At 66.6% G+C, this 25,221-nt stretch carries 20 protein-coding genes; 14 read left to right on the forward strand and 6 right to left on the reverse strand.

Annotated features, from left to right (window positions below; translation table 11 throughout):
* Window positions 1-218: 218 nt before the first annotated feature.
* Complete coding sequence (gene rpiA, locus ACZ0BA_RS00375) at window positions 219-896, forward strand: ribose-5-phosphate isomerase RpiA (RefSeq protein WP_463449402.1); 678 nt, start codon at window positions 219-221, stop codon at window positions 894-896.
* Between the two features lie 58 nt (window positions 897-954).
* On the opposite strand, the gene ACZ0BA_RS00380 is transcribed toward rpiA, so the two are convergent.
* Entirely contained in the window at window positions 955-1,227 is a 273-nt protein-coding gene (locus ACZ0BA_RS00380) for a Fe(2+)-trafficking protein (protein ID WP_463449403.1), read from the reverse strand.
* 34 nt (window positions 1,228-1,261) lie between these two features.
* Window positions 1,262-2,572: an amino-acid N-acetyltransferase gene (gene argA, locus ACZ0BA_RS00385; RefSeq protein ID WP_315223018.1), complete on the reverse strand. Its 1,311-nt coding sequence runs from the start codon at window positions 2,570-2,572 to the stop codon at window positions 1,262-1,264.
* 54 nt (window positions 2,573-2,626) lie between these two features.
* On the opposite strand from argA, the gene hrpA reads away from it, so the two are divergent.
* Together hrpA and ACZ0BA_RS00395 are read left to right on the forward strand one after the other, a co-directional pair.
* The gene (hrpA, locus tag ACZ0BA_RS00390) at window positions 2,627-6,868 is read left to right on the forward strand and encodes an ATP-dependent RNA helicase HrpA (protein WP_463449404.1); all 4,242 of its coding nucleotides are present in this window, start codon (window positions 2,627-2,629) and stop codon (window positions 6,866-6,868) included.
* A gap of 89 nt (window positions 6,869-6,957) precedes the next feature.
* Window positions 6,958-8,163 (forward strand): extracellular catalytic domain type 1 short-chain-length polyhydroxyalkanoate depolymerase, encoded by a 1,206-nt coding sequence (locus ACZ0BA_RS00395; protein ID WP_463449405.1) that lies wholly within the window; start codon window positions 6,958-6,960, stop codon window positions 8,161-8,163.
* 209 nt (window positions 8,164-8,372) lie between these two features.
* On the opposite strand, the gene ACZ0BA_RS00400 is transcribed toward ACZ0BA_RS00395, so the two are convergent.
* Both ACZ0BA_RS00400 and ACZ0BA_RS00405 read right to left on the reverse strand, forming a co-directional pair.
* Window positions 8,373-9,374 carry an alpha/beta fold hydrolase gene (locus ACZ0BA_RS00400; protein WP_463449406.1) on the reverse strand — a complete coding sequence of 334 codons (1,002 nt, stop codon included), beginning with the start codon at window positions 9,372-9,374 and terminating at the stop codon, window positions 8,373-8,375.
* Window positions 9,375-9,487: 113 nt separating this feature from the next.
* Complete coding sequence (locus tag ACZ0BA_RS00405; RefSeq protein ID WP_463449407.1) at window positions 9,488-10,771, reverse strand: putative Na+/H+ antiporter; 1,284 nt, start codon at window positions 10,769-10,771, stop codon at window positions 9,488-9,490.
* 200 nt (window positions 10,772-10,971) lie between these two features.
* Between ACZ0BA_RS00405 and imuA the strand changes: the two genes are divergently transcribed.
* The 4 genes from imuA to ACZ0BA_RS00425 all read left to right on the forward strand — a co-directional run bounded on the left by imuA (window position 10,972) and on the right by ACZ0BA_RS00425 (window position 15,031).
* Window positions 10,972-11,670, forward strand: coding sequence for a translesion DNA synthesis-associated protein ImuA (imuA, locus tag ACZ0BA_RS00410; protein WP_463449408.1), 699 nt, complete (start codon window positions 10,972-10,974; stop codon window positions 11,668-11,670).
* Window positions 11,603-13,081: a Y-family DNA polymerase gene (locus ACZ0BA_RS00415; protein WP_463449409.1), complete on the forward strand. Its 1,479-nt coding sequence runs from the start codon at window positions 11,603-11,605 to the stop codon at window positions 13,079-13,081. Before imuA ends, ACZ0BA_RS00415 begins: the two co-directional genes overlap by 68 nt.
* Before the next feature lie 64 nt (window positions 13,082-13,145).
* Window positions 13,146-13,913: an alpha/beta hydrolase family protein gene (locus tag ACZ0BA_RS00420; RefSeq protein WP_463449410.1), complete on the forward strand. Its 768-nt coding sequence runs from the start codon at window positions 13,146-13,148 to the stop codon at window positions 13,911-13,913.
* An 83-nt stretch (window positions 13,914-13,996) separates the two neighbouring features.
* Window positions 13,997-15,031 carry a thioredoxin fold domain-containing protein gene (locus tag ACZ0BA_RS00425; RefSeq protein WP_463449411.1) on the forward strand — a complete coding sequence of 345 codons (1,035 nt, stop codon included), beginning with the start codon at window positions 13,997-13,999 and terminating at the stop codon, window positions 15,029-15,031.
* Between the two features lie 36 nt (window positions 15,032-15,067).
* Here ACZ0BA_RS00425 and ACZ0BA_RS00430 read toward each other — a convergent pair whose 3' ends face one another.
* Together ACZ0BA_RS00430 and ACZ0BA_RS00435 are read right to left on the reverse strand one after the other, a co-directional pair.
* Window positions 15,068-15,415 (reverse strand): hypothetical protein, encoded by a 348-nt coding sequence (locus ACZ0BA_RS00430; protein ID WP_463449412.1) that lies wholly within the window; start codon window positions 15,413-15,415, stop codon window positions 15,068-15,070.
* A gap of 49 nt (window positions 15,416-15,464) precedes the next feature.
* Window positions 15,465-17,345 carry a M61 family metallopeptidase gene (locus ACZ0BA_RS00435; protein ID WP_463449413.1) on the reverse strand — a complete coding sequence of 627 codons (1,881 nt, stop codon included), beginning with the start codon at window positions 17,343-17,345 and terminating at the stop codon, window positions 15,465-15,467.
* A 265-nt stretch (window positions 17,346-17,610) separates the two neighbouring features.
* Here ACZ0BA_RS00435 and ACZ0BA_RS00440 point away from each other — a divergent pair, with 265 nt between their 5' ends.
* The 7 genes from ACZ0BA_RS00440 (at window position 17,611) to ACZ0BA_RS00470 (ending at window position 25,208) form a co-directional block, all read left to right on the forward strand.
* Window positions 17,611-18,288, forward strand: coding sequence for a hypothetical protein (locus ACZ0BA_RS00440; protein ID WP_463449414.1), 678 nt, complete (start codon window positions 17,611-17,613; stop codon window positions 18,286-18,288).
* Window positions 18,289-18,436: 148 nt separating this feature from the next.
* Window positions 18,437-18,895, forward strand: coding sequence for an Hsp20 family protein (locus ACZ0BA_RS00445; protein ID WP_090314987.1), 459 nt, complete (start codon window positions 18,437-18,439; stop codon window positions 18,893-18,895).
* Window positions 18,896-19,116: 221 nt separating this feature from the next.
* On the forward strand, window positions 19,117-20,646 hold the full coding sequence (locus ACZ0BA_RS00450) for a DegQ family serine endoprotease (protein WP_463449415.1): 1,530 nt from the start codon (window positions 19,117-19,119) through the stop codon (window positions 20,644-20,646).
* Window positions 20,647-20,693: 47 nt separating this feature from the next.
* The gene (locus tag ACZ0BA_RS00455; RefSeq protein WP_463449416.1) at window positions 20,694-21,353 is read left to right on the forward strand and encodes a response regulator; all 660 of its coding nucleotides are present in this window, start codon (window positions 20,694-20,696) and stop codon (window positions 21,351-21,353) included.
* Window positions 21,350-22,741: an ATP-binding protein gene (locus ACZ0BA_RS00460; RefSeq protein ID WP_463449417.1), complete on the forward strand. Its 1,392-nt coding sequence runs from the start codon at window positions 21,350-21,352 to the stop codon at window positions 22,739-22,741. The genes ACZ0BA_RS00455 and ACZ0BA_RS00460 overlap by 4 nt, the downstream gene beginning before the upstream one ends.
* 31 nt (window positions 22,742-22,772) lie before the next feature.
* Window positions 22,773-23,933, forward strand: coding sequence for a pantetheine-phosphate adenylyltransferase (coaD, locus tag ACZ0BA_RS00465; RefSeq protein WP_463449418.1), 1,161 nt, complete (start codon window positions 22,773-22,775; stop codon window positions 23,931-23,933).
* A 156-nt stretch (window positions 23,934-24,089) separates the two neighbouring features.
* A complete protein-coding gene (locus ACZ0BA_RS00470) occupies window positions 24,090-25,208 on the forward strand; it encodes an acyl-CoA dehydrogenase family protein (RefSeq protein WP_463449419.1) in 1,119 nt (372 codons plus the stop codon).
* Window positions 25,209-25,221: the final 13 nt, after the last annotated feature.

The following is a 25,221-nucleotide window of genomic DNA, read 5'->3' on the forward strand; positions in this document are numbered from 1 at the left end:
GGCTTCATTCTCGCACACTCGGCAGCGCCAACGACGAGCTTATTGCCGTCCGCGCCGCCCATGTGCAACTCTGCTACACCGGCGCCGGGTTGGTGTTGTCCATGCGCAATTTTTAGCGGAAATAGCGGGGCGGCGGGGGCGATCCGTTAAAATGGCGGCATTGCGGGCACACTTTGCGGCCACACCACTTTCCCTTTTGATATAGAAATAGCATCATCATGACTCAAGACGAACTGAAGCAAGCCGTGGCGCGCGCCGCCATCGATTACGTGGTCAAGAACGAGATCATCGGCGTCGGCACCGGCTCGACCGCCAACTTTTTCATTGACGAACTGGCCAAGATCAAGGCCGACATCAAGGGCGCCGTGGCGTCGTCCGAAGCGACCGCCGCCCGCCTGCGCGGCCACGGCATCGCGGTGTTCGACCTCAACGACGTGCCGGAGATCGCCGTCTACATCGACGGCGCCGACGAGATCACGCACAGCGGCGCCATGATCAAGGGCGGCGGCGCAGCGCTCACGCGCGAAAAGATCGTCGCCTCGGTGGCTAAAAGTTTTGTCTGCATCGCCGACGGCTCCAAGCTGGTCGACGTGATGGGCAAGTTCGCGCTGCCGGTCGAGGTGCTGCCGATGGCGCGCGCGTCGGTCACCCGCGAACTGGCCAAGCTGGGCGGCGAGCCGAAGCTGCGCCTGAAGCCGGGCACGGACGAGGCCTTTATCACCGACAACGGCGGCATGCTGATCGACGTGGCCGGCCTGGCCATCACCGATCCGGTGGCATTGGAAGCGAAGATCAACCAGATCGTCGGCGTGATCGCGGTGGGCCTGTTTGCCGCGCGCGGCGCCAACGTCTGCCTGCTGGGCACGGCCGAAGGCGTCAAGACACTGACGTTCTAAAAACAAACCCCCGGTCGCGCCGGGGGTTTTGTATTGCCAGCCGTAATATTGGCGTTGCTTACTCGGTCGGCGGCACGTAGCCCATGGCCGCGTCGGCGCCGTCGCCGAAGAAATGCTTTTCCATCTGCTGCGCCAGATACTTGCGCGCGCGCTGGTCGGCCAGGTTCAGGCGGTTCTCGTTGACCAACATCGTTTGATGCTTGAGCCAGGCGGCCCACGCCTCCTTGGAGACCGTCTCGTAGATCTTCTTGCCCAGTTCGCCCGGGTACGGCGGGAAGTCCAGTCCTTCGGCTTCCTTGTTGAGTTTGACGCATTGCACGGTGCGGGCCATCTGTGTTGCTCCTAAAACTGTCGATAAACCGTGATTATAGAGATTTAATCAGGACCTGGGATTTGCGCTGCCAGTTATACATGCGTTGACGGTCTTTCGGCAGCGAGTCGACCGTGGTCGGCACGAAGCCGCGCTTCTGGAACCAGTGCGACGTGCGCGTGGTCAGTACGAACAGCTTGGTCACGCCGATGGCGCGCGCGCGGTTTTCCATGTGCTTCAGGATGCGCTCGCCGTCGCCCTGGGCCTGGACCTCGGGGTTGACGGTCAGACATGCCATTTCGGCCATTTTCTGCTCGGGGAACGGGTACAGCGCGGCGCAGCCGAAGATCACGCCATCGTGTTCGATGACGGAAAAATAATCGATCTCGCGCTCGATGAGCTCGCGCCCGCGCTTGACCAAGGTGCCGTCGGCCTCCAGCGGCTCAATCAGCTTGATAATGCCGCCGACGTCCTCAATTGTGGCCTTGCGCAGCGATTCGAGGTTCTCGTGCGAGATCATGGTGCCCACGCCGTCGTGGGTGAACAGCTCGAGCAGGGCCGAACCGTCCATCGCGAACGGCACGATGTGCGAGCGCTCGACGCCGTTGTCGCAGGCCTTGATGCAGTGTTTCAGGTAGAACGCGGTTGAATCGGGCAGGAAGCCGGCCTGCAGCACGGCCTCGGCCTGGTGCGACGACAGCTCGCGGATCTCGGTGCCGGCCGCGTCGACCATCATGTCGGTCTCGGTGATGAATACCAGCTTGTCGGCGTGCAAGGCGATGGCCGCGCTGCAGGCGACGTCCTCCATGGTCAGGTTGAACGCCTCGCCGGTGGGCGAGAAGCCCAGCGGCGACAGCAGCACCAGGCCGTCGGAGCCGAGGATCGAGTGGATCGTCTCGGCGTCGACCTTGCGCGTGACGCCGGTCAGTTCCAGGTCGACGCCGTCGATGACGCCCAGCGGACGGGCGGTGATGAAGTTGCCTGAAATGATACGGATGGCCGCGTTCGACATCGGCGTGTTCGGCAAGCCCTGGCTGAAGGCGGCCTCGATGTCGAGGCGCAGCTCGCCGGCGGCTTCCTTGGCGCACTCCATGGCGGCCGTGTCGGTGATGCGCACGCCGTTGTGGAAGCGGCCCTCGACGTTACGCAGGGCCAGCTGCTCGGCCACCTGCGGGCGCGAGCCGTAGACCACGGTGACGTTGATGTCGAGCGCGTGCAGCAGCGACAAATCGTGGGCCAGCACCTGCAGCGCGCCGGCGCTGACCAGTTCACCGGGAAAGGCGACCACGAAGGTCTTGCCACGGAAGGCGTGGATGTAGGGCGCGACGGAACGCAGCCATTGGACGAATTGGGTAGGGTTTTCCATTAGCCGCATTATAATTCGGTGCGCGAGTTCCGCGCTCCAATCTTGTAAAAAACAATGTCAGAAGCCAGCAATAAACCGAAAACCGCCGACAACCGCACGCCTGGCCAGCCCCGCAGCCCCCGCAACGCCCCGTCCCGCACCCCGCAAGCGCCCGGCGCCCGGCAAGGGCAGGGCGGACCGCGTCCGCAGGGAGAGGCCCGCCAAGGCGGCCAGCCGGGCCAGGGTGGCCGTCCGCCGCAGGCGCGCGCGCCGCGTCCCGACGGCGAGGGCGGTTCGCGCGCCCAGCCGCGCCGGGAGCCCAAGCCCCGTCTGACACCCGAGGAGCAGGCCGCCCGCGCCGCCGAGCGCGCGTTCCGCAACCCGCTGCCGCCGATCACGTTCCCGGAGGACTTGCCGGTCTCCGGCCGCCGCCACGAAATCGCCGAGGCGCTGCAAAAGCATCAGGTCATCATCGTCTCGGGCGAAACCGGCTCCGGCAAGACCACCCAGCTGCCGAAAATCTGCCTCGAGCTGGGACGGGGCCAGAAGGCGCTGATCGGCCACACGCAGCCGCGCCGCATCGCCGCCTCGTCCACCGCCAAGCGCATCGCCCAGGAACTGGGCACGCCGCTGGGCGAGACGGTCGGCTTCAAGGTGCGCTTTGCCGACACGCTGACCAAGGGCGCGTCGGTCAAGCTGATGACCGACGGTATCCTGCTGGCCGAGACCCAGACCGACCCGCTGCTGAAGAACTACGACACCATCATCATCGACGAGGCGCACGAACGCAGTCTGAACATCGACTTCCTGCTCGGCTACCTCAAGCAGCTGCTGCCGCGCCGCCCGGACCTGAAGGTGATCATCACCTCGGCGACGATCGACGCCGAGCGCTTCTCGCGCCATTTCGGCACGCCGGAAAAGCCGGCGCCGGTGATAGAGGTTTCCGGCCGCCTGTATAAGGTGGAGGTGCGCTACCGCCCGATCGAGAGCGACGTGCAGCGGGTCGGCAACGCGGCCGCCATCGCCAACGCCGAGGGCAAGGGCCAGCGCACCGCCGCCGCCCGCGAAAAGCGCGACCTGATGGACGCCGTCGTCGACGGCGTCGATGAACTGTGCCGGCTGGGCTCCGGCGACGTGCTGGTGTTCCTGCCGGGCGAGCGCGAAATCCGCGACGCCGCCGAGGCGCTGCGCAAGCACCACCCGCCGCATGTGGAAATCCTGCCGCTGTTCGCCCGCCTGTCGGCCGAGGAGCAGGAGCGCGTGTTCAAGCTGACCAACGCGCGCCGCATCGTGTTGGCCACCAACGTCGCCGAAACCTCGCTGACGGTGCCCGGCATCCGCTACGTGGTCGACGCCGGCCTGGCGCGCGTCAAGCGCTACAGCTACCGCAACAAGGTCGAACAGCTGCAGATCGAGCCGATCGCGCAATCGGCCGCCAACCAGCGCGCCGGCCGCTGCGGCCGCGTCGCCGACGGCGTCTGCATCCGCCTGTACGAGGAGCAGGACTACCTGCTGCGGCCGAAATTCACGGAACCGGAGATCCTGCGCTCGTCGCTGGCCTCCGTGATCCTGCGCATGAAGTCCCTGCACCTGACCGATGTCGAGACGTTTCCGTTCATCGAACCGCCGCTGGCGCGCGCCATCGCCGACGGCTACCAGCTGCTGCAGGAACTGGGCGCGGTCGACGAATACAACCAGCTGACGGCGCTGGGCAACAAGCTGGCCAAGCTGCCGCTGGATCCGAGGGTCGGCCGCATGATCCTGGCCGCGCTGGACAACGTCTGCCTGAACGAGGTGCTGATCATCGCCTCCGCCTTGTCGGTGCAGGACCCGCGCGACCGCCCGATGGAACACCAGCAGGCGGCCGACGAGGCGCACAAGAAGTTCGCCGACGAGCGCTCCGAATTTATCAGCTATATCAAGATCTGGCAGTGGTTCGAGAACGCCATCGAGCACAAAAAGACCAACCGTCAGCTGATGGACAACTGCCGCACCAACTTCCTGTCGCAACTGCGCCTGCGCGAGTGGCGCGACGTGCATTCGCAGCTGCTGACCATCGTCAAGGAGCAGGGCTGGCGCATCAACGAGGCGCCCGCCACGTACGAGAACCTGCATCTGGCGCTGCTGACCGGCCTGCTCGGCAACATCGGTTTCAAGAGCGAGGACGAACCGGGCGCCGGCTACCTGGGCGCGCGCGGCATCAAGTTCAATATCTGGCCCGGCTCCTCGCTGCTCAAAAAACCGGGCAAGTGGATCATGGCGGCCGAACTGGTCGACACCACGCGCCTGTACGCGCGCTGCGTCGCCCGCATCGAGCCGGAATGGCTGGAGAAGGTCGGCGGCCACCTGCTGAAAAAATCGTGGGGCGAGCCGCGCTGGGAAAAACGCGGCGCGCAGGTCAGCGCCTCCGAGCGCGCCACCTTGTATGGCCTGGTGGTGTACAGCCAGCGCCGCATCAATTACGCGCTGCATAATCCTGCCGAAGCGCGCGAGATCTTCATCCGCGACGCGCTGGTCGGCGGCGATTATGAAACGCGGGCGCCGTTCTTCGCCCACAACCACAAGTTGATCAAGGAGATCGAGAACCTCGAACACAAGTCGCGCCGCCTCGACGTGCTGGTCGACGATGAACTGATCGCCGCCTTTTACGACAAGCTGATACCGGCCGACGTGGTCAACGGCGCCGGCTTCGAGAAGTGGCACAAGGACGCCACCGCCGCCGAGCCGAAGCTACTGTATTTGAACCGCGACGAATTGATGCGCCACGAGGCGGCCGGCGTCACCACGGACCTGTTCCCGAAGACGATGTCGGTGACGGGGCTGGAAATGGCGCTGACCTACCACTTCGAGCCGGGCAGCGTGCGCGATGGCGTGACGATGGCCGTGCCGCTGTTCGCGCTCAACCAGCTGCCGCGCGAGCGCTGCGAATGGCTGGTCCCGGGCATGTTGAAGGAGAAGGTGCACCTGCTGCTTAAATCGCTGCCGCAAAAGCTGCGCCGCCACTGCGTGCCGCTGCCGGACTACGCGGCCAAGTTCTGCGAGCGCGTGCACGAAGCGGGCATCTTCGGCCGGGGCGACTTGATCGACGCGATCATCGCCGACATCCGCTCGCAGATCACGATCTCGGTGCTGACCACCGACTTCAAGCCGGAGACCCTGCCGGCCCACCACTTCATGAACTTCAAGGTGATCGACGAACACGGACGCCAACTGGAGATGGGCCGCAACCTGGCCACCTTGCAGGCCGAATTCGGCGCGCAGGCGCGCGAGAGCTTCCAGAAGATGGCCGAGACGTCCGGCACCCAGGGCGTGACGATGCGGGCGCTGGGCACCGGGGGCGGTTCGCCATCGGCGCCGGCGCCTGCGGCCGCGCGCGCGGGCGGCGGCAAAACCCCGGCCGCGCCGGCGTCGGCGTCCGGCAAGGACGGCGCGGGCAAGGCAGCGTCCAGCGCCACCAGCGGCATCACCCTGACGGGCCTGACCAGTTGGACTTTCGGCGAGCTGCCGGAGCTGCTGGAGATTGTCCAGGGCAAGCTGACCCTGATCGGCTTCCCGGCGCTGGTCGACAAGGGCACGCACTGCGACCTCGAGGTCTTCGACGATCCGACGGTGGCGGCGCGCACGCACCGCATCGGCCTGCGCCGGCTGTTCGCGCTGCAGATGAAGGACCAGATCAAGTTCATCGAAAAAGGCATCCCCGGCCTGCAGCAAATGGGCATGCAGTTCATGAGCATGGGCACCCAGGAGGAGCTGCGCGAACAGATCATCAACAAGGCGCTCGATATCGCCTGCCTGCAAGATCCGTTGCCGCTCGATGCCGCCAGTTTCGCCAAGCGCAAGGACGAGGGCAAGTCGCGCCTGGTGCTGCTGGTGAACGAGATCGCGCGCCTGTTGTCGCAGGTGCTCACCGAGTTCCATGGCCTGCCCAAGCGCTTGCAGGGGCTGCCGCCGGCCGCCGCCGCCGACATGCAGGCGCAGTTGCAGGCGCTGGTCAATAAACGCTTCTTGTCGGACAACGAGTACAGCCAGCTGGCGCACTTCCCGCGTTATCTGAAGGCGATCAACGTGCGCATCGAAAAGCTGCGCGGCGACCCGGCGCGCGACGCCAAGCTCATGGCCGAATGGCAGTCGGCGGCGGCGTTGTACCAGCGTGCCAACAAGGACAAGTCGGCCGGCAAGAACACCGATCCGAAGATGGTCGAATTCCGCTGGATGCTGGAGGAATTGCGGGTGTCGCTGTTCGCCCAGGAGTTGCGCACGCCGATGCCGGTGTCGGCCAAGCGCTTGCAGAAGGTGTGGGAGTCGATGTTGCGTTGATGTTGCACCGTTGGGCCGGTAAGCGAGCTGGCGAACGCAAGCGGATGAGGTTTTCGGGGTAGACTTTATAGCAACAGGAGGTCTATCCGATGAAAAGTGCCGCTGGTTTGCTGCGTAGTCTGGTGCGTACCGGCACACGACAGAGTCGTTCGGTCAACAAGCTGATGACGGCGCTGTTCAAGGCCGCCACACCGCCCGCGCCCAAGCGAAAACGGGCGCCGGCGGCCAAGGTGGCCAAGGTGGTCAAGCCCAAGGCCGCGCCGGTGGCCGCCAAACCGGTCAAGGTCGCGCCGGCGAGGGCGGCCGCGCCGGGCGCCGCCGCCGTCAAACCCCGCGCGGCCAAAGCTGCCAAGCCCGCGCCGCACGTTCCGCCGGCGCCGGGCAAGTGGCTGGCCGCGCACCATGTGGTGCCGGCCGGCGTCGGCACGCCCGCCCATCGCCTCGGTTACTGGCTCTACCTGCCCAACAATATCCCCGAACAGGCGGCCCGCAAGGGCTTGCCGCTGGTGGTGATGCTGCACGGCTGCCAGCAAACCGCGACCCAGTTCGCGCAGGGCACGCGCATGAACCAGTGGGCCGAGCAGATGGGCTACGCCGTGCTGTATCCGCAGCAATCGGTCAGTGCGCACGCGCAGCGCTGCTGGAAATGGTACGACCGCGCCACCCAGGAGGGCGGCGGCGACGTGCCGATGATCGTCGGCATGGTCAACAAGGTCATGACGGAATACCCGATCGACCGCAAACGCGTCTACATCGCCGGCATCTCGGCCGGGGCGGGCATGGCCAACATCGTCGCGCTCAACCACCCGCGATTGTTCGCCGCCGTCGGCATGCATTCCGGCCCGGTGTTCGGCGCCGGCCACAGCCAGATCGGCGCGCTGGGCGTCATGCAGCACGGCGGCGGCCTGCGCGCGGACGTCGCGGTGCGCGAAGTGCTGATGCGCCAGCCGACGTTCCCCGGCATGCCGATGATACTGCTCCAGGGAGAGGGCGACAGCGTGGTGCGCCCGATCAATCAGGCCCAGCTCGTCCGCCAAAGCCAGGCGCTCAACGGCATCGGCGCCGTGGCGCGGCCCAAGACCACGCTCAAGTCGCAGGGGCGGGGCGGTCGCCACAACGCCCACCGCATCGACGACTTCTACGACGGCAGAAAACTGTTGCTGCGGGTGGCCCAGATCGAGCAGCTCGAGCACGCCTGGAGCGGTGGCGACGAAACGCTGGCCTACAACACCAAGGCCGGCCCGGACGCCAGCAAGATGATGATGGAATTCTTCAACCGCCACCAGCGCGCCTGATCCCAACAGCTGCGGGGGTCAAGTCTGTCATTCGGACACGAACACAGCTGCGGGGGTCAAGTCTGTCATTCGGACACGAACACAACCACGGCGCCGCTGAGCTCGTGTCCGAATGACAGACTTGACCCCCGTATGCTGCTGGCCTGCGTGGGCCTGGTGGCGCGCCGCCGCCAGCGCGAGGGCGCGCCGTTCTGATGGCGTCGGTACGCCTAGTCGATTTGTTTTAGCATCTCCAGCACGGCCGCCGTCACCACGGCCGGCTGCGCGCTTTGAATCGCGTGCGGGGCGCCGGGCACCACCCGTTGCACGCCCTTGCTCGACAGCGCCGCAAGTTCCTTGTGCAGCGTCGCGTTTTCATCCTCCATGGCCTTGTTGACCGCGCTTTGCGGCTGGTCGGGAATGGCGTACGGGCTCACGCCGCGCGTGAGCACCAGCAGCGGCAGCGCGCCGAATGGCTTGCGCAGGGCGCGCAGCTGATCGTCGCTGGCGCCGAAGCCCTGGTGTTCGCTCACCACCGTGGTCCAGTATGACTTTTTCTTCATCGCCGCCAGCACTTGTGAGCCCAGCACCGGACCGTAGAAGTCCGTCGGATCGCCGATGCATTCGGCCATGGCCTTGCCGCCCGGCTTGAAGCCTTTGGTCGCTTCACGCAGGCATTGCGCGTTGTGGGCGGCCACCATCGCGTAGACCTTGTCGATCAGGCCGCCCGAGGCCTTGTTGGTGCGGCTGGTTTCGTCCTCGGTTTGCGGTTCGACCAGCACCATGCCCTTGACCTCGTCCGGATAGCGGTAGGCGAACACTTGTGCGTTGGCGCCGCCGATCGAGTTGCCGACCAGTAGATACGGTGGCTGGATGCCGGCGGCGGCCAGGCCCTGGTGCAAGTCCTCGACCACGTTTTGCGATGTGTTGGGACGCTTGGCCGGGTCGCTGAAGCCGTAGCCGGCACGGTCGAAGGTGCAGGCGCGCGTGTGCCTGGCCACTTCCGGTTGCACCTTGAACCAGGCCCAGCCCGCATCGCCGGCCGGACCGTCGAACAGCACCGTGGTCTTGCCGGCGCCGCTGCAGTACAAATTGAGCTTGCGCCCGCCGATGTCGACGCGCTGCTGCGGTGTGGCGAACGCGCTGTCGGTCGCTGGCGCGGCCGCGTGGGCGACAAGTGGCAGGCAGGCGGCTGCGCCCAGCAGCAGGCGACTCCATGGTGTTGTCTTCATCATCGATCCTGTCTCTAACAGTTGGCGGGTAAAAGATTGCTGTAGATAATAGGATCGTTTTGATGATCGGGCATCTTTTTTTGACAACGTACCGCCACGCGGCACCGTCCGTCCTACAGCAGCAGGAAGGCGGCCGCCGCGATGATCGTCGGGCCCAGCGCGCCGAGCAGCAGGCCGACGGCGCCGATCGATGCGTCGTTGAAGCCGCGCCGCAGCAGCGATACGCCGGCCGGGTTGGGCGCGTTGGCGATCACGGTCAGGCCGCCGCCGGCCACCGCGCCGGCCACCAGCATGTATTGCGACTGCGCCGAGATGCCCTGGATGAGCGAGCCGAGGTAGGTAAGAGCGGCGTTGTCGGTGATGGCCGTCAAGCCCAGCGCGCCGAAGAACAGCGCCAGCGGCGACAGGCTCTCGACGATCGGCTGCAACCACCATTGCTGCATGCCGCCGAGCACCACCAGGCCGGCCAGGAAGAAGCCCACCAGCAAGGCTTCCTTGATGATCAGTGGGTTTTGGTAGCGTTGATACGCCGTCGTGAAGCCGAGGAACAGCATGAAGATGCCCAAGAACAGCACCGGATGGTGGCCGAGCACCACCACGCCGGCCAGGAAGGCCAGGTGGATGACGGTGACGGCCGGCGGCACCGGCGGCTGGGCCGGGCTCAGCTGGTCGACGCTGGCGGCGGCAGTGGCGGCCGCGCGCTCGGCCAGCGCGCGCAGGTGCGGGCGCAGCAGCCAGCAGACCACGCTGGCGTTGAGCGCGACGGCGACCGCCGCCTTCCAGCCGAAATGGGTCGCCATATAGGTACTGTCCCACTGCCAGGTGGACGCCACCATCAGCACCGGCGGCGCCGCGTACGAGGTCAGCGTGCCGCCGATCGAGACGTTGACGAACAGCACGCCGAGCGCGCCGTATTTGAGCCATTCTGGCATGCCGTCGCGGAACACCAGCGGCGCCAGCATCAGCGCCGCCAGGGTCATCGCGGCCGGCTCGGTGATCAGCGAGCCGGTCAGCGGCACCAGGGCCAGGCCGAACCAGGACAATGCCAGTTCGGTGCGCACCGGCAGCGCCCGGGCCATGGCGCCGAGCACGCGTCCGACGATGTCGAGCACCGGGCGCGAGGCGGCCACCACCATCACGGTGAAGACGAACAGCGGTTCGGTGTAGTGGCGCGTTTCGGCGTAGGCGACGGCCTGGGCGCCGCCGTCGAGCAAGGCCATCGCGATGATCAAGATGAATGCCCAGAAGCCGAACACCACCTCGACCTCGCCCAGCAGGTGGAACAGGCCGGCATGGCGCGGGTAGCGGTGCGACAGCCGCTCGAACGATTTGGCGGCAAAGGTGTGCAGCAGGGCCAGTCCGAACAGGACCGCGCCCACCAGTTGTATCGTGTTCAAAATAGTTTCCTGGTGATGTTTCTTTAACGTCATGTTACAGCATGCCGCGCGCCATACATATTTAGCCTTGCCAAAACCGGGTGCAGATAGTACTGTGTATTTATACAGTATTTGCGCTACAATGCGCTCGTGAAACCATGAGTCTCCTTGCCTCTGCCTCTGCCTCTGCCTCTGCCTCCGCCACTGCGGCCGCCGCCGCCATGGCGCCCGAAACCGTCCATCCGTCGCTGTGGCGGGCGTCGCAATTGGCGCACAGCGCCACGCGCTGCGTCGACACCGGTTTTGCCGCGCTGTCGGCGCAGTTGCCCGGCGGCGGCTGGCCGCTGGGCACCCTGATCGACTTGCTGGTGCAGCAGCCCGGCATCGGCGAGCTGCGATTGCTGCGCCCGGCGCTGGCCGGGCTGGGCAAGCGTCCCATCGTGCTGTTGCAGCCGCCGCACGCGCCGCAGGCGCTGGCGCTGGCCGCGCTGGGGATCGAACCGTCGCAGCTGATCTGGATCCGCGGCGGCGCGGCCCATGGCAAGGGCGGCGGCGACGCCTTGTGGGCGGCCGAGCAAGTGCTGCGCAGCGGCTGTTGCGGCGCGTTGCTGATGTGGCAGACCCACGCGCGCGGCGAAACGTTGCGCCGGCTGCACCTGGCCGCGCAAAGCGCGGACACGCTGTTTTGCATGCTGCGCCCGCTGGCGGCCGCGCAGGACGCATCGCCGGCGCCGCTGCGCCTGTCGCTGACGGCCGCCGCCGGCGGCGTCGACATCGGTTTCGTCAAGCGGCGCGGGCCGCAGCGGGACACCCCCTTGTTTTTACCTTTAACGCCTTCTTTACTACAACGCCATGCGCCTCTGGATCGCCCTGCACCTGCCACGGTTGCCGCTCGAAGTGTTTTGCCCGCGCTGGTCTGACGACAATTGCACCGTCGTGCTCGAGCAGGAGCGGGTGGCGGCGATGTCGGACGCGGCGCGCGCGGCCGGCGTCGAAGCGGCGATGCGGCGCGGCGGCGCGCTGATGCTGGCGCCACACGCGCGCTTCCAGCAGCGCGCGCCGCAGCGCGAGGCCGAGGCGCTGCAGGCGGCGGCGATGGCGCTGCTGCAGTTCACGCCGCAACTGGCGCGCGCCGAGGAGGCCACGTTGCTGCTGGACGTGGGCGCCAGCCTGCGCCTGTTCGGCGGCGTGCGCGCGCTGTGCCGGCGGATCGCCGCCAGCCTGCGCGCGCTCGGCTTCACCGCCGTGCTCAGTTGCGCGCCGAGCGCGCGCGGCGCCTGGCTGCTGGCGCGCGCCAATGCCGGGCGCGCGCTGACGATGGAGACGATGGTGCGGCGCCTGGCGCGCCTGCCGCTGGGCCTGTTGCCGCCGGCGCGGCCCTACCTGGCCTGGCTCGAGGGCATCGGCTGCCTGACGGTGGGCGCGGCGCGCGCGCTGCCGCGCCCGGGCCTGCAGCGCCGCTGCGGGCGCGCCTTGCTCGACATGCTCGACGACGCCCACGGCGAGCGGCCCGAAATGCACCAATGGCTGGCGGCGCCGGCCAGTTTCCGCGCCAAGCTCGAGTTGTTCGACCGGGTCGAGAACGCCGAGGCGCTGCTGTGCGGCGCGCACCGGCTGCTGCTGCAGCTGACCGGGTGGCTCAGCGCCCACCAGTTCGCCGTCGAGCGCATCGTCTTGCTGCTCGAGCACGAGCGCGGCCGGGTGGCGCGCGCGCCCACGGCGATCGAGGTGGTGCTGGCCGCGCCGACGTGGCGCGACGAGCATCTGGTGCGCCTGCTCAAGGAACGCCTGGCCAAGCTGACGCTCGAGGCGCCGGTGATCGGCCTGTGCCTGGAGGCGCCGCAGGTGCGGCCGATGGCGCCGCCGAGCGAGTCGCTGTTTCCCGAGCCGGGCGGCAGCAAGGAGGACTGGCAGCGCCTGCTCGAGTTGCTGACCGCGCGGCTGGGGCCGGACAACGTGCTGCAGGCGGCGCCGCGCGCCGATTACCGGCCCGAGCACGCCAACGCCTGGGTCGGCGTGCACGACAAGATCCGCCCGGCCGACGCCCGCGCGCAATTGCCGCCGGACATGCCCGGCTTGCCGCGTCCGGCGTGGCTATTGGCCAAGCCGATCGCCTTGCTGATGCGCGAGCACAGGCCGTTCTACGGCTCGCCGCTGAAGATCGTCTCGACCGGCGAGCGCATCGAGGCCGGCTGGTGGGCCGAGATGCAGACGCGCGACTATTTCATGGCCGAGGGGGCCGACCACGCCCATTACTGGTTGTACCGCGAGCGCGGCGGCAACGACGCCGAGGCCGTCACGCGCTGGTATTTGCACGGCTTGTTCGGGTGACCCGGCCGGCCGCTGCGGCGCGCCGCTTTGCTGTATTCTTGGCGGAACTCATCAGGGAGCCCACATGCGATCACAACGGCAGGAATTCCCCGGCGCCGACGGCGCGATGCTGGCCGCGCGCCTCGACGCGCCCGACGGCGACGACGCCGCCATCCGGGCCTATGCCTTGTTCGCCCACTGTTTCACGTGCGGCAAGGACGTGTTTGCGGCCAGCCGCATCGCCCAGGCGCTGACCGCCCACGGCATCGCCGTGCTGCGCTTCGACTTCACCGGCCTGGGCGCGAGCGAGGGCGAGTTCGCCAACACCAATTTTTCGTCCAACCTGGCCGACCTGGTGGCCGCCGCCGATTTTTTGCGCGCGCGCCACGCGGCGCCGCGCCTGTTGATCGGCCACAGCCTCGGCGGCGCGGCTGTGCTGGCCGCGGCCGAGCGCATGCCGGAGGTGGCCGCCGTGGTGACGGTGGCCGCGCCCAGCGACCCGTCCCATGTGACCGGCCTGTTCAGCGCGCACCTGGACCAGATCGCGCGCGACGGCGAAGCCCAGGTGCAGCTGGCGGGGCGCCCGTTCCGCATCAAGCGCCAGTTTGTCGAGGACGCCGGCGAGCACAATCTGAAGCTGAAGATCGCGGCGCTGCGGCGCGCCCTGTTGGTGATGCACGCGCCGGGCGACGACACCGTGCCGATCAGCAACGCGGTCGATATCTTCACGGCCGCCAAGCATCCGAAAAGCTTCGTCTCGCTCGACAGCGCCGACCACCTGCTGACCCGGCGCGACGACGCCGTCTACGTGGCCGACCTGATCGCCGTTTGGAGCAGCCGCTACCTCGCCTGAAGCCAACCCACGATGTGTATCGGATGACAACCTTTTGTTACCTATGCAATAATTGAATTTATTCAATTAATTGGGGATTCGCCATGCGCAAGTTGTCGACAGGGGTTGCATTCAGGGGTTTTACGGCCGCCGCGCTGGCCGCGACGCTGGCGGCGGCCGCGCCGGCCCATGCCGACGGGCAATCCGCCGTGCACAATCTGTTCGGCAATCTGCAACGCGCGGGGTTGGGCATCGGCCTGACCGAAAAGGACGTGCGGGTCGAGCCGACCTTGATCCGAGGCATGTACGCGATGTTCGATCGCAGTGGCGGTTTCGCCGGCTACATCAACGAGGCGGGCACCTTGCGCGGCGACTACACCGGCATGAAGGTGATGCCGGCCAGGGCCGGTGAAACCATGCGCCAGATGACGCCGGCCGAGGTCACCGAATGGCGCGGCGAAGTGATGAACGCCATCGCCTACGACAAGCTGATCAAGGTGAGCTACGGCGATGGCGGCGGGCGCAAGCTGATCTTGCTGTCGGCGGTCGATTGCGGCTTTTGCCAGCGCTTCGAGCAGGAATTCGCCAAGTATGGCAACAAGGTCAACACGACGTTCTATGTGCTGCCGTCCGGCTTGAAAAAAATCGACGCCGGCGGCATGGCGCAGTGGCAGACGGTGTCGAAGATCTGGTGCGCCGACGACAACGCGGCCGCCTGGAAAACCTACTGGAGCACGCTCAAGGCGCCGGCGCAGTCGCGCCAGTGCGCGTTCGACCCCAAGACGGCCGATGCGCAACGCACTTACTTGACGGAGATTTTGCGCGTGGCCGGCGCGCCGGTGCGCGGCACGCCGTCGATGGTGCGCGAGGACGGCACGGTGATCAACAACCACCTCAACATGGACGCGGCCTATATGAATCAGGCGTTTGGGCGCGACAGCGTGGCGCAGGTGCCGGCCGATGCCCAGCGCTGGCTGGTGGCCGGCGCGCCGCAACTGGCCGATGAGGCGGCGCCGGGACAGCAGGCGGCACAGCAACCCGCACAGCAACCCGCACAGCAACCCGCACAGCAACCCGCCTCGCAACAGGGGCCGAAGAAAATCAAACTCAACGACGCCCTCAAAAGCCTGTTCAACTGATCGCGCGTACGATGTTGTGCCCGACGCTGCCTTCGGTCACTCGTCGCCGAATTCCTCGGCCAGGTCTTTCCAGCCCTTGCCGGCGGCAAAGGTGTTGAACTCGTCGGGCGATTCGAGCACCAGCAGTTTGCTCTCTTGCAGCACGGGATCGCCGGCCGTCAGCGCCGGACCCTTGTAGCCGACCGTGCGCAGCTGCGCGACGACCGCGTCGATCAGCGATTTGTCCTTGTGCAAGCCGTTGATCGAGGCGGCGAAATCGACGTAGACATCGATCGCGCCGTAGCCTTCGTCGAAGATGCGGATCGCCTTGGCGTCGTGGGCACGGCCGGAGCCGTCGGTGGCCTTGAAGGGGCCGCTCAGTTGGATGTCGGTGTCTTTGTTCATAGCCGTCAGCATACACCAAAACCGCCCACGTCCGCCGCGCTGCGGGACGCTACTTGAGCGGCTTGAGGATCGCCTCGAGCCGGTCCGGCGTGCCCTGGATGCGCTCCAGGCGCGGGTACTTCAGGCCGCCGTGATAGTCGAGTCCGTAGGTCTGGTACAGGTTGCCCTTTTTGACCAGCAACTGGATCGGCGCCTTGCCCGCCTTGGCCGCCGTGATCGCCTCGCGCAGCACCTCCGCCTTGTAGGCGCGGCCGTTGACGGCCAGCAAGGTCGAGCCGCCGGACATGCCGGCCTTGAAGCCGACGCCTTCCCACATGAACGCCTCGAGCTTGCCTTCGGCGCCCACCGAGAACCCCAGCGAATACTGGAAGTTGGCCGATTTGCTCAAGTCTTCCTGGGCTTTGAGGAACGGTGTTTGCTGCTCGGCGTACACCAGTTTCCAGCCGGCGCGCGTCAGGCCGTCGAGCGGCGCGCCGGGACCGTGGCTTTCCACGCGGCTGCGCAGGAATTCGGCCCAGTCGTACGGCTGCACCGCGTTCAACGCCGCCACCAGTTCGTCGAACGTGTAGTGCTTGGCGACGCGGGCGCCGTCGTCGACGCCAAAGAACGCGCGGGCGAAATCGTCCAGCGAGCGCTTGCCGCCGGACAGCTCGCGGATGCGGGTGTCGGCGTCGAGCCAGATCAACTGGCCTTCCTGGTAGTAATCCTCGCCGCGCTGCCAGTTGTTCCACACTTGCGGACGGCGGGCGTTGACGATCGGATCGTAGGTGGTGTCCTGCACCGCGCGCCACTCGCGGCCCTTGACGTTGTCGAGCCGCGCGGCCGAGGCGGCCAGCAAATCGCGCGTGTTCTCCGGCTTGATCAGTCCCGAGCGCGCGGCCAGCACCGCACCCCAGTACTGGGTCTGGCCCTCGTACACCCACAGCAGCGAGTTGTCTAGCGGCGTATTAAAGTTGGGCACGTCCTGGCCGGCCGGACGGCGGAACTTGCCGTTCCACGAGTGCGCGAATTCGTGCGGCAGCAGCTCGCGCCGCGCCTCGTACTTGGCCCATTCGGTGAAGTAGCCCGGCTTGACGCCGTTCTCGCTCGACTCGTGGTGTTCGCGGCCGATGCCGCCGAATTCGTCGCTGATGGCAAACAGGAAGTCGTAGTGACGGTAGTGTTTGGAATCGAACAGTATATAGGCCTGCTGGATCAGCGCGCGGTGCGGCGCGATCTGCTCCGGCGTGGCCGCCAGTTGCTCGGCGCTGTCGGCCACGATGTTCAGGTGCACCGGCACCTTGGCGCCCGGGTCGAGGTCGACGCGGCGGAAATAGCGGCCGGCGAACAGCGGCGAATCGAGCAAGGTTTCCAGGTCGAGCGGCTTGAAGGCGATCTCGTCGCCGTTGCGCGCGGCCGTCTCCAGCGCGCTGCCGAACTGCCAGCCTGGCGGCACGGTCAGGTTCGGCTGCACGGTGATGTTGCGGCTGCGATAGCCGGCCGGATACAACGCCAGCGACTGCCACTGCACGCCCAGGATGTCGGCGGTAAACGTGGTGCGGCCCTGGTTGGCCTCGACCGGCGACAGATACTGGAACTCCACCTCGACCGCGCTGGCGTCGGCCGGCACGTCGATGCCGAAGGCCCAGACGTCGAGCGGGTCGCGCTTCCAGTCCAGCGGCTTGCCGTTGGCGCTGACCTTCAGGCCGGCGAACTGGTTGAGCGCGCCGCTGGGGCCGTGGTTGGCCACCACCCATTGCGGATAGAGCAGCGTCAGCTTGCCCGGTTTGGCCGGAATGGTCTGGCGCACGCGGAAAATTTGCTGGGCGAAGTTGCTGGCGTCGACCTTGAGCACGATGGTGCCCGGGTAGGGCTGCTCGGAGATCGTTTCTGCCTGAACGCTGAAGGCGGTGGCCAACAGGACGGCGAGTGCGGCACGGGTAGGGGACATGAGGCGGCGTAAAAGATTGGACAAGAGAAAGAGTTTAGCACGCGGCTAAGTTGGCAATGCTCCGCGAATACATGATGGGGTAGGCCCCACCGGCTCCATGTAGGAAGTCTTCTATTTATTCTTCTATTTCCTTCTATTTCCTTCTATTTTTTTCTATTCTTCTCTGCTTTCGCAGCGAGGGAACCACCAGGCGCCAAAGCAGGTCTAACTAGAAGAAAGCAGAACAAAATAGAAGAAAGCAGAACAAAATAGAAGGAAAAATAGAATGAAATCTACAGTGATCGTGCAGCTGCAAACCACCACGCTGCTCAAGCTGATCAGCCGCCTGAGCGAGCTTGGCGGTGAGCAGGATGTGTCCGAGGGCGTCGGGTCGGCCATCGAATTTTGGCTGGCCGAGCAAGCCCAACTATCCGCCGGATGCGACCCGGCCAGCGCCCGCGGCTACCAGTGGAAATCGTTGTTCCTGCCGGAGGGAACCGTGCTGCGCTCATGGAGCTACGGTGATCACAATTATGCCCGGGTCGAGGGCGACCAGATTATCCACGAAGGCAAACCGGTGTCGCCCAACCAGTTCGCGCAATCGTTCGCACGCACCACGCGCAACGCCTGGACCGACTTGTATGTCCGCCGTCCTTGTGACAAGCGCTTCACGCTGGCGTGCCGTTTGCGCCAGCAACTTGCCGAGCAGGCGGCAGGGCAGGGGGCGGAGCAGGCGGCAGACGGGGCACCGACGCCGTCGGCAGGCCCGGCCGCGATGATTCCCGAAGCCACGGTGATGGCGATGATCGCCGCGATGCAGGCCCAGGCACAGTCGTACCAGCCGGCGCCAGCGCCCGATGCCGCGCCGCCGGCCGCCCCGCGCGATCCGACTCCCGGCGCCGGATGGACCTTGCCCGAGCGCCGAAAATTCCGCTTCCGCCTTGAAGACGTCGCATTCGACTAAAAAAATTTTCAAAAAAATGTGTCGCTGGGGATCTTGATGGCGTTTTTCAAGGCCTTGAAAGCCCCGCAAAACGACCTATATCGGACTCAGTGGTCGCCCAGATGGGGGCCACGATTCCATATCGCTTAACTTGAAAAGGATATTTATCATGCGTACTTTCGACCTCACTCCTCTGTATCGTTCCGCTATCGGTTTCGATCGTCTGGCACAACTGCTGAACGATGCCCAGCGGGGAGATTCCGCACCAAGCTACCCGCCTTACAACATCGAGCTGGTCTCCGAAGACAAGTATCGGATCGTGATGGCGCTGGCCGGTTTCGACCGGTCGGAAATCGACATCACCTTCGAACGCGATTCGCTGCAGGTGGTCGGCCGCAAGCAGAAGGACGCCACCGAGCGCACCTATCTGCACCGCGGCATCGCGGCGCGCGACTTCGAGCAGCGCTTCCAGCTGGCCAACCACGTCAAAGTGACCGGCGCGTCCTTCGACAATGGCATGCTCACCATCGAACTGGTGCGCGAGATTCCGGAAGCCCTCAAGCCGCGTAAAATCGTCATCGACGGTAGCGACAACGTCGCGGCTCTGGAGCAACGCCAGGCGGCGTAATCCGGTTGTAAGGTGTGCGCCTTCGGTGGCACACGAGTAGGACCAACTGGCCGGTTTATCCGGCCAGTTGCACGTCCGCTCCACCCAGGCAATCGCCACCCATCTTATCTAAATAATATTGTTTGTAAGAATTTGTATCGATAACATTGGTTAAGTGGGGTCTAAGTTTTTTGCCTCATATTGAATACATCTACAACACATCATTCAATTCAGGAGTGCATATGTCCCAAACTACTTCGTCCGGATCGACAACCGCCAAACGCGCAGTCGCCGCCGTGGCCGTGCTGGCCGCGATCGGCGCGGGCGGTGCGGTGGTCGTCCACCAGAACAGCGCGACGGCCGCCGCTGCCGGCGCTCCTGTCGCCGCCGCTACCGCCCCCGCCGCCGCCCAGGCGCCGGTGGCCGTGCCGGCGCCCAGCATCTCGCTGCCGGACTTCAGCGTCGTGGCCGCCCATAACGGCCCGGCCGTGGTCAACATCAACGTCACCGGCAGCGTCAAGACCTCCTACGATGGCCAGCCGGGCCAGGGCCGTGGCGACGCCTTCGGCGACGACCCGTTCATGGAATTCTTCCGCCGCTTCCAGGGCCAGCAGCAGCCGCGCGGCCAGCGCGAAATGCCGACCCACGGCATGGGCTCGGGCTTCATCATCAGCGCCGACGGCATCATCCTGACCAACGCCCACGTGGTGCGCGACGCCCGCGAAGTGACCGTCAAGCTCACCGACCGCCGCGAATTCCGCGCCAAGGTGCTCGGCTCCGATCCGAAAACCGACGTCGCCGTGCTCAAGATCGACGCCAAGAACCTGCCGGTCGTGCCATTGGCCAGTACCGACAACCTGAAGGTGGGCGAGTGGGTGCTGGCGATCGGCTCGCCATACGGCCTGGACAACACCGTCACCGCCGGCGTGGTCAGCGCCAAGGGCCGCACCTTGCCCGATGACTCGTACGTGCCGTTCATCCAGACCGACGTTGCCGTCAATCCCGGCAACTCGGGCGGGCCGCTGTTCAACACCCGCGGCGAAGTGGTCGGCATTAACTCGCAGATCTACAGCCAGACCGGCGGCTACCAGGGCCTGTCGTTCGCCATCCCGATCGACGTCGCCACCAAGATCAAGAACCAGATCGTCTCCAAAGGCAAGGTCGAACACGCCAAGCTGGGCGTGACGGTGCAGGAGATCGACCAGAGCTTTGCCGATTCGTTCAAGCTGCCGACGCCGGAAGGCGCGCTGGTGGCCAACGTCGAGCGCGGCGGCCCGGCCGACAAGGCCGGCCTGCGTCCGGGCGACGTCGTGCGCGTGATGAACGGCCAGAAGATCGTCAGCTCGATCGACCTGCCGGCCATGGTCGGCCTGGCCGAGCCGGGCTCGAAGATCAACCTGGAGGTGTGGCGCGACGGCAAACTGGTGCCGCTGGCCGCGACCCTCGGCAACGCCAACGACAAGGTGGCCGCCGTGGCCAGCGAGCGTCCCGAGCAGGGCGCCGCCAAGCTGCGGCTGGGCTTGTCGTTGCGCCCGCTCGACCAGATGGAACGGCGCCAGGCCGGCATCCCCGGTGGCCTGGTGATCGAGGACGCCGCCGGCGCGGCCGCCAACGCCGGCATCCAGCCGGGCGACGTGCTGCTGTCGGTCAACGGCATGGCCGTCACCAGCGTCGACCAGGTGCGCCAGGTGGTCGACAAGTCCGGCAAGTCGGTGGCGTTGCTGATCCAGCGCGGAGATGAGAGAATCTTCATCCCGGTGCGGCTGGGCTGATCCGGACCTGCCGGCGGAATCGACAACAACAAGAAAAGGAACACACTATGCGACTTCTGCTGGTAGAAGACGACACGATGATCGGCGAAGTGGTGCTCGACCTGCTGCGGGCCGAGCACTACGCGGTCGACTGGGTCAAGGACGGCGACATGGCCGACACCGCGCTGCAAACGCAAACCTACGACCTGGTGCTGCTCGACCTGGGCCTGCCGCGCAAGGACGGCCTCGAAGTGCTGCGTTCGATGCGCGCGCGCAAGGAACTGACGCCGGTGCTGGTGGCCACCGCGCGCGACGCCAAGGAGCAGCGCATCGCCGGCCTCGACGCCGGCGCCGACGACTACGTGCTCAAACCCTACGACCTTGACGAGTTGCTGGCGCGCATACGCGCCTTGCTGCGCCGCTCGGCCGGCCGCGCCGAGCCGGTGTTCGAGCACGGCAACGTCTCGGTCAACCCGCAAACGCGCGAAGTGATCGCCGACGGCAAGCAGGTCAACCTGTCGGCGCGCGAATGGGCCGTGCTCGAAGCGCTGATCGCCCGTCCCGGCATCGTGCTGTCGCGCCACCAGCTCGAGGAAAAGCTGTACAGCTGGAAGGACGAGGTCAACAGCAACGCGGTCGAGGTCTACATCCACGGCCTGCGGAAAAAACTCGGCGCCGAGCTGATCCAGAACGTGCGCGGCCTCGGCTACATGGTGCCCAAACTATGAAGGTGAAGGTCAAGATGCCGTCGTTGCCGCGGGTGCCGGTGGTCACGCACTCGCTGCGCGGGCGCCTGCTGTGGTTCCTGCTGGCGGCCATCACCATGGCCGCCATCGCCCAGGCGCTGATCGCCTACCGCAGCGCGCTGAGCGACGCCGACCAGATCTTCGATTACCACATGCAACAAATGGCCATGTCGCTGCGCTCGAGCGCGACCTTGACCAACAAGGCCGCCGACGCCGTGGCCGATCCCGAAAACGACGACCTCGTGGTGCAGGTCTGGACCCCCGACGGCGCCCAGGTGTTCCGTTCGCTGTCGCGCGCGGCGCTGCCCCAGCGCGCCGTGCTGGGCTTTTCCAACGTCAAGGCCAACAACACCACCTACCGGATCTTCTCGGTGCAGACCAGCAACCAGACGGTGCAGGTGGCCCAGGACATGGCGGTGCGCCAGCGCATGGCCGGCACGCTGGCGCTGCGCACGGTCGGGCCGATCGCCGTCATGGCGCCGATTTTGATGCTGGTGGTGTGGTGGGTCGTCAGCGGCTCGCTGGCGCCGGTCTCGCGCGTCAAGCGCCAGGTGGCCGCGCGCCAGGCCGACGATTTGTCGCCGGTGTCGGAAAACGATTTACCGGACGAGGTGTTGCCGCTGGTGCACGAACTGAACCTGCTGTTCGGCCGCGTGCGCACCGCCTTCGAGGCCCAGCAACACTTTGTCGCCGACGCCGCCCACGAGCTGCGCTCGCCGCTGGCCGCGCTCAAACTGCAGGTGCTCAGCCTGGGCCGCGCGCAGGACGAGGCCGCGCGCAACGTCGCCATCGGCCGCGTCACGGCCGGCATCGAGCGCGCCACCCGCCTGGTCGAGCAATTGCTGGTGCTGGCGCGCCAGGAGGGCTCGGTCGACGACACCGGCCGCGCGGCGCTCAGCCTGACCGAGCTGGTCAAGCGCACCCTGGGCGACATGGCCGGCCTGGCGCAGGCGCGCCAGATCGACCTCGGCCTGCACCACGCCGACGAGGCCGCCGTGCACGGCCAGCCCGACGCCTTGATCATCCTGCTGCGCAACCTGGTCGACAACGCCATCAAGTACACGCCGGCCGGCGGCACGGTCGACCTCGAGTTGCGCCGCGTGCCCGGCGCCAAGGGCGCGCCCGGGCGCGTCGTGCTCAGCGTCGACGATTCCGGCCCCGGCATCCCGGCCGACGAGCGCGAGCGCGTGTTCAACCGCTTCTACCGCGTGCCCGGCAGCGAGGCCGGCGGCAGCGGCCTGGGACTGGCCATCATCAAGTCCATCGCCGAGCGCCACGGCGCCGTGCTCGGCCTGGGCCAGTCCGCGCGGCTGGGCGGCTTGCAGGTCACCGTCGATTTTCCCGAGACTGCCGGGCCCACTCCGGTCTAAAATGCTCCTTTGACATCGGTTGGAGCGGCGTATGAAGAAGATCGGCTTTTCGGGCACCCTGGACCCGATCACCAACGGCCACATGTGGGTGATCAACGAGGCGCGCTCGATCGCGGACGAGGTGCTGGTGTTTCTGTCGGAAAACACCGCCAAGAAACCCAAGTTCACGGCCGAGGAGCGCAAGAGCATCATCGCCCTCAGCTGCGCCGAGCAGGGCTGGGACAATGTGCAGGTGGTCATCGTCAAGGGCGACTACACGGCGCGCGCGGCCAAAAAGCACGGCGCCGACTGCCTGATCCGCGGCATCCGCACCACGGCCGATTTCGACTATGAAAACCTGATCCAGCAAACCAACGTCGACGTGCTGCAGGGGGCCAAGACCATCTTTGTCATGCCGCCGCGCGACCTCGGCTCGGTCAGCTCGAGCTTTGTCAAGGCACTCGAGGGGCCGATCGGCTGGAACTGGATCATGAAAAAATTCGTGCCGGGGCCGGCCTACCACGCCTGGGTGCTCAGCTGGCTGCGCAAGGAATGGGAAACCTTGTGGGACTACGCGCACGCCGACGTGCCGGCGATCGCCCACGCCGACCAATGGTTCGTGCGCCTGACCGGCGCCACCGCGTACGGCGGCGCCGAGCGCCACTACCACAACCTCGACCACCTGGTGCACGGGCTGTGCGAAATCCGCGCCTGGGCCGCCAACACGGCGCCGGACCCGCAGGACGTCGACATCGTCAAGCAAGCGTTCTGGTTCCACGACGCCGAATACGGCCACCGGGGCGAGTCCGGCCAGCCCACCAACGAGGAAGCCAGCGCCCAATTGTGGCTGGGCAGCCACCTGGCGCAGGAAATGGACGATACGGCGCAACTGATACGCGCCACCGACCACTTCCAGGAAGCGTCGATCACGCACCGGCTCAAGGACGTCATGCTCAGCGTCGACCTGGCCATCCTCGGCCAGGACGACGAGGTGTATCAAAACTACGCGCGCGGCATCCGGCGCGAATACAGCCACCTGCCGGACGTCAAATACCGCCAGGACCGTGGCGGCGCGCTGGCGCACCTGTGCCGCAAGGCCGAAAACGGCCAACTGTTCGGCAACGCCTACTTCGCCGACACCTACAACGAGCGCGCCATCGCCAACATGCAACGCGAAATGGCCACGCTGGGCCACGCCGGGCCGCCCGCGTAAGCGCCAATCTGCATCACGTCGGGCGGATGAGCGCAGCGTAATCCGCCGATGCGTGCGCCGCCCGCGGCCCATGACCAATACCGCAATACCGCGCGCGAAGCCCCGGCGCTCTCTGCTACACTGGCCTCGACCTCATCGTTGCCTTGAAGGAGTGCCATGTCCTATCTGCAAACGCTCGATTCCATCGTCTCGTCCAACATCGCCCCGGCCGCGCAGACGACCGACCGCGACGCCGTCTTCCCGCGCGCGGCCGTTGCCGCGCTGGGCCAGGCCGGCCTGCTCGGCCTGATCAGCGCCGAGGCGCTCGGCGGCGGGGGCAAGGGACTGGCCGAGGCGGCCCAGGTGGTCGAGCGCATCGCCAGGGCCTGCCCGTCGACCGCGATGGTGGTTTGCATGCACTACTGCGCCACGGTCGTCATCGAACAATTCGGCGCCGACACGCTGCGCCGCGAAATCGCCGCCGGCCGCCACCTGAGCACCTTGGCCTGGTCCGACAGCGGCTCGCGCAGCCACTTCTGGGCGCCGATGGGCACGGCGCGGCGCGACGGCGACGATGTCGTCATCGACGGCAGCAAAACCATGGTCACCTCGGCCGCCGAAGCCGATTCCTACGTCTGGTCGACCGGCCCGGCCGACGGCGCCGGCGTCAGCAGCCTGTGGCTGGTCGGGCGCGACAGCGAGGGCCTCGGCGAAGCCAAATTCTTCGACGGCCTCGGCCTGCGCGGCAACCGCTCGTCGCCGCTGAGCGCCAACGGCGTCCGGGTGCCGGCCGCCGCGCTGCTGGGCGCCGACGGCGGCGGCTTCGACATCATGGTCGGCAACGTGCTGCCGGTGTTCTCCACGTTGACCGCGTCGTGTTCGCTGGGCCTGATGGACGCCGCGCTGGAAGCCGCCTGCGGCCACGTCACCGCCAGCAAGCTCGAACACCTCGACAGTGCGCTGGCCGACCTGCCGACCATCCGCGCCTACCTGGCGCGCGCCCGCATCCAGGCCGACCTGGTGCGCACCTTGCGCGACGACACGGTCGCCGCGCTGGCGGCCGGCCGCGCCGACGCCATGCTGCGCGTGATGCAGGTCAAGGCCGCCGCCGCCGAGGCCGCGCTGGAAGTGACCGACACCGCCATGCGCGTGTGCGGCGGCGCCGCCTTCCGCAAGGACCTCGGCATCGAGCGCTATTTCCGCGACGCCCGCGCCGCGTCGGTGATGGCGCCGACCTCGGACGTGCTGTACGACTTCATCGGCAAGGCCGTGTGCGGCATGCCGGTGTTCGGCTAACCAATCAAGGGAC

Source organism: Duganella sp. AC917 (assembly GCF_979258245.1).